We start from the raw sequence: 11,329 nt of genomic DNA, 5'->3' as shown, positions 1-11,329 counted from the left end.
GCTCTACTATCAAGGCTTCTTTTGCCTCGTTCGATAGTTGTTTTAAGTCGGGAAGTTTTTCCATTCCTTTATCTAATGTCTATCTCGTCTTCTTGTCAAGGGGGTTGAGCAATTACGATTTGGTTACTTATTTACCTGCAGCCAAACCACAAAGGTAGTGCCGCGATCGGTTGGATATAATAAAGGATCTGCAGCAGATGGTAGCCATTCAGGATTGAGTGGGGAAAATACTTCTATTTCTCCTTGCATTTGGCGGACTAAATCGCGGGCGATCGCCAAACCCAATCCTGTGCCAGGAATTTCCGTCTGCGCTTTTTCTCCCCGGTAGTGCCGCTCAAATAAATGCTCTAAATCCTGGAGAGGAATGCCGGAACCTGTGTCGCTGACGGCAACAGCTATGGCAGGCAATTGGCTGTATCCTGCCCGATCGCCATCCGCTGGTTTGTACCTGACTTTAATATAAATTTGGCGGCCGGCAGGGGTATATTTCAAAGCATTGTCAATTAAATTGCTCAAAACCTCGCGCAAAGCTCGATCGTTCGCCCCGACTGGTGGCAAATCCGCCTCCACGTCGGCTACCAATTTCAGATGCCTTTCAGAGGCGATCGCCTCGGCGGAAGTTAACAGCGGTTTTAAGACTTCTGTAACAAAACAGGATTCTTTCAAATTGGTCGCAGGTGACAGCGACAGAGGAGAATGCCGGATTGATTCCACATTGGACATTGCTTTTTCTGAAGTGCCCGATCGCAGTTTTAGATGTGCTTCGCCGGTGTCAACGGTTCGATCGAACTGGCCGAGCAACTCTTGCAGCCGATCGCTCTCTCGGACAATACTAAAAGCCACATTGCGGTTTTTGTCTTCCGGTACCAGCCGCCGCGCTAACAACTTGCCAAAAGTTCGCAACGCTGTCAGCGGACTTTTGAACTGGTGCAGCAAATTGTGCATTGTGTCGTAAACCTGAGCCTGGATTTGCCGACTCGTACCCAATTCCTGCTGCATCCACTGCGATCGCTGGTCTAAAATGCAGGCTAGGGCTAAGGTGTGAGCAATTTGTTGTATTTGAGCCTCCTCTCGCTCGTTCCAAGGCCTGTCTTGCCGACCGCTGACTAGAAGTCCCATTACAGCTCCCTCGTGTATCAGAGGCGTCACAATTTGCCTGCGCTGCTGCCACACATTCTCCGGGCCTTGGCACTGATGGGAACTGCGCTCATTACCCGGAAGCGGTTCGGGTGCGATCGCCCCTACGGTTGATTCTTCCACAGGAAGAATCGGCGGCGCTAGCAGTCGCGGCGCTGGTTTTACTGTCGAGCTTTCGGGAGATTGCAACCTCAACCCCTGATTTTCTTCTGATTCGGCTGAGGTTTCTGGGTAAACCGCGATCGGCACCAACTTTGCTTCGCTGCCTTCTACCAACTCTTGTGTCAGGTATACCGCGCTGAATTTCGCTCCCAAACTAACGGCGATCGCCACCTGCGAGCGGCAAAGTTTGACAAATTCTGAACTGGCTGGCATTAACATGAGCGCCACATTAAGATATCTAACGGAATTCTAAGTAAATTACAAATGATCGGCCACCGATTACTGATGAGAGACTTCTAGATTTCAGGTTTCTTCCCTTTCATAGAAGGCAGCTATGTAGAAGGCATGGGGCTTTCATGAACCCAAATTGCCCCGCATCGCCGTCGGCGCAGCTTCCACCGATCCCCAAGCTTGGCTTTTAGCGGAACTTGCGGCCAACCATAGCACAACCGTTACACTTTTGTCGATCGGGACGAATGTTAAGATTATGTCGATATATTAAAAACAGTTGAAATTTTGAGCTAGAACGGATATACTGGCCTCGGATTTGGTAGCTATCATTACAACCTGTCTGCTCATACTGTCTGCTCACAGAGGAGGTAAAGAAATTGGCCAGGAGACGCAAACGCAAGAGTCGCCGCCGACAAGAAGGACGCAGAATTTTAGAGTGTGTGCCTCAATATAGCATCGAGAGCGGCGAAGATAAACCCGTAACCGCGGCTCGCAAGTTCATCCATGCCGAAGGCATTGCTCCCCCAGCTTTGCTGTTAGTCAAGCGTAACGAGCATACCACTGATAGATACTTCTGGGCTGAAAAAGGTTTATTTGGAGCCCAATACGTAGAAGAGAACCATTTCTTGTTTCCCAGCTTAAAGGTGATGTTGGAAGCTACCACAGAAAAAATTCCTGTGGTGTCAGCCAGCCGCGCATAGATCAAAATGTTTAGCTCAAAACATTGACACCAATGTTTTTCTAAGTCTTTTAACAAAAGCGCGAGAGTTCTCATTGTCTGGAGAGTGCCAACTGAAATTTCTGCGAAAAGTCCTTAGGAATTAGGGTATAAGGAGCCATCGCAACAGGCGTGATCGCAGCCCAAGGGCGATCGCCACAATTGGCACTTTCACGATAATGGTTTTTTTTTGACTGTTCTGTCGCTCAAACCAGTGAATCAAAAAAACAGCCAACGAGAGAGCTGCTCTTGAGTCATCGGTTTGTCTGCTCAAAATCTAACTACGGCATCTAGCATATCAAAAAACGTTCCGCACCAAACTTTTAATCGATCGGTTTCAAATCTAAAGCTTTTTGCATGGCTGCTAGTTCATCGCGGTGAGCTCTGACAGTAACAAAGCTCTTGGTTTGGCTTCCCGACTCAGCAACTGATTCGAGTTTGAGCGAGACTTGCTCAGAGCGTCCAGCTTTTTTCCAATAAAATACCCCCGCCAGCGGGGACAGCAGTACCAAAGCTAGGAAAACTTGACCCTGCTGAGGAACTAGCATTCCCAAAACCAGCCCCAAGCACAGAGTGCCGCCTGCACTTAGCATGGTTAAAAAAATAGCCAAAAACCAACTCGGCCGGACAAAACCCTCAAAGGTGACTTTATAGTTGGGGGCATCGACGGCTGCAACTCGGTAAGCCCTAGAAGCAAAATACTCTTGTAGCTGGGTTAACAGTGACTCTTGGGCGCTCTCGGAAGCAAGCTTGACTTGTTCGATTCGATCTTTGACTGAGGCTTTGATGAAGAAAAACAAGCCAACAGCCAGCAGCAGCGTTAGCACAAATGTTGAAGGAAGAACAGCAGTATCCATGGGTAGAAGTTTGTGTAATTGAAATTATCTACTATTACTTTACAGAACTTTACATACGAAAGCGATCGAGGACTTACGCAGACACTTTTTTACCAAAATTCGCAGAAAGCTTTGTAGCAAAGCGTTTTTCTCCCCATCACCAAATTCCCATATCTCTACCTCGTCGCTAATTCTCAAGTGACCATGCGTAAGTCCTGACGTAGTGTAGATGCTTTAATGGCTGTGCGGCGGGCGATCGAGCAAAGCGAAGGCAAGGAAGGCAAATCGCTTTGCAAGTAGCGCCAGCATCTCAAGGGTTTAGGCATCCGATTCAAACTCGGTTAACCCGTCTGACCAGTTTCCAAGGCGCGGGATCGACGATCTGACGCCCCGTTTGCGCCGTTTCCCTGACCGATGTACTCGTGCCAGAGACGAGCGAGGTCTTGAGCTTGGTGCCGCCACTCAGGGAGGATTTGATACATCCGGCGGGGGCGGCCACGTCCTTCTACTTTTTTCCAGTAACCGGTGATTACGGCTTCATCTTCGAGGAATTTCAGAGCGCTGTAGAGAACGGTATCAGAAAGTCGGTAGATGGGGAATTCCCTCTCTAGTTGTCCGATCAGTTCTGTACCGTAGGAATCTCCGCGCAATAACACGGAGAGAATGTAACACACAGCTAATTCCTTGTTTAGATAAACAGGAGGGGGGTCTTGAAAAAATTGATAGATATGTTCAAACTTCATGTGTCTTGTCCGCTGGAAACTCTCGTGATACCGTCAGGTTAACGGGAGAGGAAAGCGGGGCGGGGTGTGCCGCTTCCTAATGATTAAGTGGGACACCGGGGAAACAAAGGTGCAGTATTTCCCCAGTGAATGTTGATAGCCCCAAACGCTTGTCCTGCACTTCGGTAATGTTTGCCTGCGCCTTGGTTGAGCAGCACTGGCGTAACTAGCCCAATTTTGTTCCTCTTCCAATCTATCGCAGCGACTATTGTCAAGTGTGCGATCGCCTGCAAGAGTTGGCAGTTAGTTTGGGAGTTAGTGGTTTAACTGAATTTGCCCTTGATCTTGGCGTTCTAGCTTGGCTTTAAACCGAACTCAGGCCTAACATAGCCCGCAGTGTAAAAGTTAGAAAGACAAAAGTCGCTACAATGGAACTAATCAGGGCGATCGCAGTTGCTGGTCGATCGAGCAGGGGTTTGAGTCGCTCGAACAGGAAAAAGAAAATTCCCAGACATATCGTAATGAAAAAGCGCGGGTAGCGAGAGACGTTATTAATAAAATCTTGCATTTGCTTGGTGGGGTAAAGTGTCACAGCACGATCTTTGACTGGTAACACTTGTGAGCGAGTTAGACAATTTTGGCACAGCCGGAGCTAAATCTGCGGATCGGGCGATCGGGCATTTTTGCCGGCGAGGCTGACATATATAATTCTAACGAAAACTTTTCGCCGATGGCTCCGGCACGGTCTGTTTAATGCTACGCGACCTCCGGTAAGAACTTCAGAAGTATGTCTATTGAGTTCTAGTTGTGATAAATATTATAGGGCCGTTATTTCTAGATAAATGTCTGCTTCCGCACCTTCTTTCGTCTTGCCACGTCCCTTTCTGAAATGGGCAGGAGGCAAAACTCGGTTGATTGGACAATATCAACCTTATTTTCCTGAAAAGTTGACAACTTACTACGAGCCTTTTTTGGGTGGCGGAGCTGTATTTTTTTACTTAGCACAGCAGCACCCTGGTTTGCAAGCTGTGTTAACAGATATTAATCCTGAGTTGATTAATGCTTATCGCTGTGTCAGGGATAAAGTTGAGGAGCTGATTCTACTTTTACAGGAGCATCAGTTAGAACACACCAAGGACAATAAAAATTATTATTACTGGGTGCGATCACGCTCCTACAAAACAGATACAGAAAAAGCAGCACGCCTAATTTACCTAAATAAAACTTGTTACAACGGCCTCTACAGAGAAAACTCAAAAGGTGAATTTAATGTTCCCATAGGTCGGTACAAAAATCCTAACATTTGTCAAGCAGATTTACTGCGCTCGGTCTCATCTTTACTCGCGCCCGCTCAAATTGAAGTCAGAAAATTCGATGAAATTTTGGATTTTGCTACAAGCAGCGAAGACTTTGTTTATTTTGACCCGCCTTATTATCCAATCAGTGCCACGAGTAACTTCACGACTTACAGCCGGGATAATTTCAAAGAATCGGAACAGCTTAAACTGAGAGATATTTTTGCAGAACTTGCAGAACGGGGCGTGAAAGTTATACTGTCTAATTCAAACTGCGATTTCATAGAAAAAATCTACAGCGATACTCAAGTTTTCCCCAATCAATCTCTGCCGAAACTCCTGGAAATCTCAGCATCTAGGGGAATTAATTCTAATAGTTTTAAACGCGGAAAAATTAAGGAATTATTAATACGTTCATTTTAAATATGACTTAAGTCAAGTCTCTAATTAAGCATATTTCGTAGGATTAATACGTCGTTGGCCCGCAGGCGGCAAAGTTCCGTAAGTCCTGTTACAGATATTTGTTGGCCCAGGTAATGAAACCTTCGAGCTTGTGAACTGCCAACAGATTTTGATTGTCAGGAATTTGTTTTTTAAACCAGTCGATAGAACCTTGCCTCATACCATCACCACCCACTATAACAATAGTTGGCACCCGATAGCAATTTTTAATATTTAAATTGAGGTAAGGATACTTCTCGTCCACTGAGCCTTTGTCTTCTTGCCACTTGCACTCAACAATTAGACCCAGAGGAAACAAACCGGAACCAACAATATAAAAATCGACATTTATTTCAGTTTCATAGATGCTAGACCCGATATAAACTTGTTTAGCATATCGCTTGGGATTTTCAGTAGAGATTAAGAGCCAATCTCGCTTGCGCTTTTTCGGCAACTGGGGACATATTTCGAGATATCCGTGGCCTCTCAACGTACCTTCTACAGTTGTTTCTAAAACAAAACCAGTTTTATTGGCTCTACAACCCCTATTCATTTTGTTGCCTCCTGAATATAATCTAAATTAAGCCGATCGCACTTCGATCGCTCCCCTGTCAAAAACCCGCTTGTCAGTACCGATAGAACTGACAAACATCCGGTCTTCATAGACATCAAATGTCGCAAAACTCAGGCGGCTAGCAGAATACTCCGTCCACTCTGAACGCCCCACGGGACGAGTGCCCGCGCCGGCACCGCAAATTAAATAAGTCGTACCGTTAATCGAGCGAGTGCGTTCGTAACTGTGCTCGTGTCCGTTGATATAAAGCTGCACGCCGTACTTTTGAAACAAAGGCGTCAAAGTCTTAATAAAAGGTTGATTCGATCCGTAGATGCCAGAGGAATAAATAGGGTGGTGGCCGAACACAACTTTCCACGGTGCGGTGCTCTGACTCAACTCTTTTTCCAGCCAAGCAAGCTGATTTTCCCAGTCAGCATTGTGATTGGTATCTAAAGCAAAAAACTGTACCGGATCGCGCCGAAAAGTATAGTAGCGACCTTGCATATTAAAACCCGCATATTTAACTTGCTGGTCGCCGTTACCAGTGCGGATGTCGTGATTTCCCAGACAAGCATAAAATTTTACGTTTTGCTGCAATAACGGCTGATAAGGCTTCTCGAAAACAGCATTAATTTTTTCAAATTCGCCGTTATTGTAGATATTGTCGCCGGCGAGAACAGTAATATTAAAAGGGTTTTCCCGGTGATATTGGGCCATCGCCTCAGCCACAGCATACTGACCTTCAGCGCCCGTACCGGTGTCGGCTACCGAAATAAAGCGTAAAATAGGCGGTGAGGCCGGCAAAGGAACGATCGCCCTTTGGGTCTCAACGTTAGAAGGCACAGCAGCATTGGCGTCTGTACCCCAGGCAGTCCGAAGCTGAAACATTTTCCAGACTCCGGCCAAACCTAAGCTGCTGAGACTGCCTAAAATTAGAAAGTGACGACGTTTGATGCTCATTTGGATTCGGTTACAACTAAGTTAAATGATAAATTAAGGTTGAGATGGCTCAACTAAAATTTATCTCGTTTAGATATATTTGCAACGCCCCAAGGCAGAGAAAATGTCAGAAGAACAACTAAACCAGTCAACTCCAGAACCGTCTAAATCTCCGACACCGCAGGTTGATTCGGCTGCAAAGTCTGCCCCCACTGGCAGCAAAACTCAAAATGCCAGCAGCGCGGTTCCCAAAAATCAGAGAATCAAAGCTTTGATTGCCTCGATTGGGAATTTGGGAAAAAAAGGCAAAAAATTACCAGCCGAACCGCCGTTGCAGGCCCAAAAGCCGATCGCGCCCACCGCTGCTGACTCAGCAACAGTAACTCCTCCGGCTGTTGCTGCGGAAGTTAACAGCGTGCCGCCAAAAGTTGCTGTAAAAGTTGATAAAAAGCCTGTATCCCAACGCAGGGAAGGGAGTTTTTTAGAAAACGTCGGTGTACTTTGGCACAGTATTGTGCGGCTAGTGCGATCGCTACTGCCACCATCTACGAACCAGAAGCTGTCCGATCCAATTTTAAACGCCGCATTAGCAGCAATTCTGATCGTTGTAGTCGGTTTAACTTTCAACAGTTTCTCAGCAAAACCGTCGGAGAAAGTAGCAAAAATGCCTTTGCCCGCAGCCCAGCAGTCGCCGCCCACGTTTGGTGATTTTATGGCATCGGGAACGCCGAAATCACCAGAGGCGATCGTACCATCTAAGCCAATCTCTGCTAAATTCAAAAGCAAGTTGCCCGATTTAGTGGCTCCGGAAAAACCGCAACCAGTAGAAATTATCCCACCGCCGCCGCTGACGCCGGAACAGTCTCTGATTTCTGCGATTCAAACGCAAGTTACCGAGATTAAGAATCGACTGGGCGGCGGTTTAGTTGAGTCTGTTCAAGCAAATTTTTCCAGCAGCATTTTGACTGTGAAAGTCGCTGAAGAGTGGTACAAACTCAGCGAAGTCGAGCAAAATCAACTAGCAACTAAAATGTGGAAGGAGGCTAACTCACTTGATTTCAGCAAGTTAGAAATTGCGAATATGGAAGGCAAGTTAATAGCGAGAAGTCCAGTTGTTGGTTCGGAAATAATTATTTTAGACAGAGGAATTAATTAGAATTTCAATAGTCTGTATCTGTAAAACGTCAGACCAGCCTTACAGTCTAGGACACAGCACCTAATTATGTAGGTGTGCGCTGCACACCTTGCCGGTGTTGATTTTTTTGAGGATAGTGAACTTTTTTCAAATCCGACCGAATGCTACCATTAAATTAATTAAGTTTGAGGAAAGTTGAAAAATGACAATTTTAACTCAAGTCGAACAAGTAGAAATTGAATATCCCAGCAGCGACGGAGAGCCGATCGCTGAAAGGGACATCACGCGCGATTACATGACTTACAGCGTTGAAGCTGTCAAGCTTTACTTTCAAGAGCGTTCTGATGTTTATGTGTCAGCCAATTCTTTCATATATTATGAAGAAGGGAACAACCAGGCAGTTGTGGCCCCGGATGTCTATGTGGTGTTTGGAGGGACCAACCGCAAAAGGGATAATTATAAAGTTTGGGAAAAAGGGGGAATTACTCCCGATTTTGTGTTAGAAATTACTTCGGAAACAACTCAGACGAAAGACCAAGAAACTAAACCGGAAATTTATCGGGCTTTGGGAGTTAGGGAATATTTTCAGTACGATCCGTCTGGAGATTATTTAAATCCTATTTTACAGGGAGTACGTCTAATAAACAATCATTACGAGCCGATTGCAGCCAACAATATCGCTTTCGATACGCTGTGGTTGTTCAGTGAAGTGCTGGGACTGGAATTGCATATAATTTCAGGAGAATTGAGGTTTAGAGTTCCTCAAACGGGTGAGTTTTTGAAGACTCACAAGGAAGAAAACCTGAGACGACTGGCAGCGGAGTCAACATTGCGATCGCTCGTAAATCAACTCTTAAATTCTGGGATGAGTCTGGAACAGGTGGCGCAAATGATGAATTTATCGACCGTGGAAGTGAGACGATTGGTAGGGGAAAACTTTTGATCGATCGCACTTTTCCCAGATATCAAGGATAGTGCGATCGAAGTATGGGACAAAATGAGAACAGTCAACAATCAACAGTCAACAGTTAACAATTAACAGTTAACAATTAACAATTAACGAATGACTAGAAAGGCTTATTAGTAGGTTTAAAACCCTGCTTTTGAAAATAGGTTCGGAATACCTCTTGAGCAATTGGTGCCGCCGAAACAGCACCAAATCCCCCGCCTTCAACTATAACTGCGATCGCAACTTCAGGTTTGTCAGCGGGAGCAAAACCTACATACATAGAATTGTCAGGATGACCAGGCATTTCCACAGTCCCTGTTTTGCCGGCACTTAAAGGAATACTACCATCATTCATGGCGCGGCCAGTACCTTTTTTCACCACGTCAATCAATCCTTGTTTAATAACGTTTAAAGTTGCAGGCTTAATACCTGTTTGAATTTTTTGAGTAAGAGGCGTATTGGTTTGAGAAGCCAATAAATGCGGCTGCACTCGCCAACCGTCATTGGCAATAGTTGACACCATCACAGCCAGTTCTAGGGGAGTACAAAGTACCAAACCTTGACCGATCGCCATTGTTACTGTATCGCCAACATACCAATCTTCCCCATACATTTTCTGTTTCTCTGCTGGTATAGGAACTTGACCGTGATTGTCGGCGTCTATCCCCAAAAGTTTTAAATTAATAGTACCGCCAATGCCCATTTTCTTAGCCCATTTCGCCATTTCTTCCGGCCCGACTGCCATGCCTACTTGATAGAAAAACGTATTGCTGCTGTAGGCCAAAGCGTCCCGGAAACCGATAACGCCGTAACCGGCACTGTGTTCGTTAAAGGTAATTCCGCCGATGTTAATTGAAGCAGAACTTACCAAAGTCGAGTCAGGAGAAAACTTGCCAGACTCCATCCCGGCTACAGAAGTTACAATCTTAAAAGTGCTGCCGACTGGATAGCCTTGAACGGCCCGATTTAAAAATGGTTTGTCTGGCCCTTGCAGCCGATCCCATTCTTTTTGAGTTACCTTGCGGGTAAAAATATTGGGATCAAATGTCGGCCAACTACCCATTGTTAAAAGAGCGCCGGTTTTCACGTCGATCGCCACAACAGCACCCAGGCGATTACCCAAAGCTTTTTCCGCAGTTTTCTGCATATCTAAATCTAAAGTTAGCTGCACCGGTTTGCCGGGAATAGGGTCTTTTACACCTAAATCTTGGATTTCCTCGCCCTTAGCATTTACCTCGATCAAACGGTTTCCCCAAACGCCCTCTAAAGTTGAATTAACTAATTTTTCAACTCCCATCTGACCGACGATCATTCCCATCGGATATCCAGGATTAGCTTTTAATTGATCTAAACTAGCTTCGCCGACGTATCCCAAAACGTGAGCTGCTAATTGCTGGTTGGGATTGTCTCGGCTCGATTCTACGCGAATTTCAACTCCCCGCAAAGTATTAGCTTGTTCTCCCAAAGCGACGAAAGTACCGACATCAATATCCTTACTAATTCGCACTGGTAGGGCTGATTTGTAGCCGGCTCCATCGATTTTTTTGATAATTTCGGCTGCGGGAAGTTTGACGATCGGGCCCAGTGTAGCGGCGATCTCTTGCCACTCCTGGGCCGATCGCTCTTTTGGCCACACATAGACCGATCGAGATACGCGGTTGGCCGCAAAAATTTTGCCGTTGCGATCTAAAATTTGACCGCGATTCGCTGCGACTGAAACAGGGCGAATGCGGTTATTTTCCGCCCGTTGTCGGTTGTAGGCTCCCTGTATCAGTTGCAGTTCGGCTAGACGAAATATTGGTAGCGTCACCAAGGTAGTGACGATCAGCATAAAAATCATAACTTGGAGCGATCGGCTGCGTTGCCGTGAAGCATTGTCCAAGCCATTTTTGTCGAATCGCACTTGAGAGTTAAAAGAAAAATCGCCAGCCATATTAATTAATCTGCTCTTTTTATTCAACTAACAGGTTGAGACGGTTCCCATCCGGATTATTTTGCGGATGATACAGCGCTTATAACTTCTCACTCTTTAGTGACAGACATAAATTCGGCCGGTTGGCAGACGAATCAGCCGGATTATTTGATTGAGGTAGATGTTAAATATGAGGTTTTTTTGACAATTCAACTGTTAATACCAATTCACTATGAAGCTGCACTTAATATAGCTTCAAGGATATAGTCCCAACCACAGAGAGATAAAACTTCTTC

At 45.7% G+C, this 11,329-nt stretch carries 11 protein-coding genes; 4 read left to right on the top strand and 7 right to left on the bottom strand.

Annotation, left to right across the window (positions count from 1 at the left end; translation table 11 throughout):
- Nucleotides 1-123 precede the first annotated feature (123 nt).
- Entirely contained in the window at nucleotides 124-1,512 is a 1,389-nt protein-coding gene (locus QT994_RS26700) for an ATP-binding protein (RefSeq protein WP_333180005.1), read from the bottom strand.
- A gap of 395 nt (nucleotides 1,513-1,907) precedes the next feature.
- On the opposite strand from QT994_RS26700, the gene QT994_RS26695 reads away from it, so the two are divergent.
- Nucleotides 1,908-2,231 carry a DUF3155 domain-containing protein gene (locus QT994_RS26695; RefSeq protein ID WP_006635576.1) on the top strand — a complete coding sequence of 108 codons (324 nt, stop codon included), beginning with the start codon at nucleotides 1,908-1,910 and terminating at the stop codon, nucleotides 2,229-2,231.
- Nucleotides 2,232-2,571: 340 nt separating this feature from the next.
- Here QT994_RS26695 and QT994_RS26690 read toward each other — a convergent pair whose 3' ends face one another.
- From QT994_RS26690 to QT994_RS26680, 3 genes are all read right to left on the bottom strand, one after another.
- Entirely contained in the window at nucleotides 2,572-3,105 is a 534-nt protein-coding gene (locus QT994_RS26690; RefSeq protein ID WP_333046521.1) for a cofactor assembly of complex C subunit B, read from the bottom strand.
- A gap of 320 nt (nucleotides 3,106-3,425) precedes the next feature.
- The gene (locus tag QT994_RS26685; protein ID WP_333046522.1) at nucleotides 3,426-3,827 is read right to left on the bottom strand and encodes a PadR family transcriptional regulator; all 402 of its coding nucleotides are present in this window, start codon (nucleotides 3,825-3,827) and stop codon (nucleotides 3,426-3,428) included.
- 343 nt (nucleotides 3,828-4,170) lie between these two features.
- Nucleotides 4,171-4,374: a DUF751 family protein gene (locus tag QT994_RS26680; RefSeq protein WP_190657763.1), complete on the bottom strand. Its 204-nt coding sequence runs from the start codon at nucleotides 4,372-4,374 to the stop codon at nucleotides 4,171-4,173.
- Between the two features lie 274 nt (nucleotides 4,375-4,648).
- Between QT994_RS26680 and QT994_RS26675 the strand changes: the two genes are divergently transcribed.
- Entirely contained in the window at nucleotides 4,649-5,524 is an 876-nt protein-coding gene (locus QT994_RS26675; RefSeq protein ID WP_333180002.1) for a DNA adenine methylase, read from the top strand.
- Nucleotides 5,525-5,612: 88 nt separating this feature from the next.
- Here QT994_RS26675 and QT994_RS26670 read toward each other — a convergent pair whose 3' ends face one another.
- On the bottom strand, nucleotides 5,613-6,095 hold the full coding sequence (locus tag QT994_RS26670) for a PD-(D/E)XK nuclease superfamily protein (protein ID WP_333046525.1): 483 nt from the start codon (nucleotides 6,093-6,095) through the stop codon (nucleotides 5,613-5,615).
- A 27-nt stretch (nucleotides 6,096-6,122) separates the two neighbouring features.
- Nucleotides 6,123-7,058 carry a metallophosphoesterase gene (locus QT994_RS26665; protein WP_333179999.1) on the bottom strand — a complete coding sequence of 312 codons (936 nt, stop codon included), beginning with the start codon at nucleotides 7,056-7,058 and terminating at the stop codon, nucleotides 6,123-6,125.
- A 103-nt stretch (nucleotides 7,059-7,161) separates the two neighbouring features.
- On the opposite strand from QT994_RS26665, the gene QT994_RS26660 reads away from it, so the two are divergent.
- Nucleotides 7,162-8,193 carry a hypothetical protein gene (locus tag QT994_RS26660; RefSeq protein ID WP_333179996.1) on the top strand — a complete coding sequence of 344 codons (1,032 nt, stop codon included), beginning with the start codon at nucleotides 7,162-7,164 and terminating at the stop codon, nucleotides 8,191-8,193.
- A 181-nt stretch (nucleotides 8,194-8,374) separates the two neighbouring features.
- A complete protein-coding gene (locus tag QT994_RS26655) occupies nucleotides 8,375-9,115 on the top strand; it encodes a Uma2 family endonuclease (protein ID WP_333179993.1) in 741 nt (246 codons plus the stop codon).
- A 124-nt stretch (nucleotides 9,116-9,239) separates the two neighbouring features.
- On the opposite strand, the gene mrdA is transcribed toward QT994_RS26655, so the two are convergent.
- Entirely contained in the window at nucleotides 9,240-11,054 is a 1,815-nt protein-coding gene (gene mrdA / locus QT994_RS26650) for a penicillin-binding protein 2 (protein ID WP_333179991.1), read from the bottom strand.
- Between the last annotated feature and the right edge of the window lie 275 nt (nucleotides 11,055-11,329).

Origin of the sequence: Microcoleus sp. S13_B4 (genome assembly GCF_036700885.1) — a bacterium.
Taxonomy (GTDB): Bacteria; Cyanobacteriota; Cyanobacteriia; order Cyanobacteriales; family Microcoleaceae; genus Microcoleus.
Note: the sequence above shows the minus strand (reverse complement) of the source record. Positions and strands in the feature narration are given on the sequence as shown.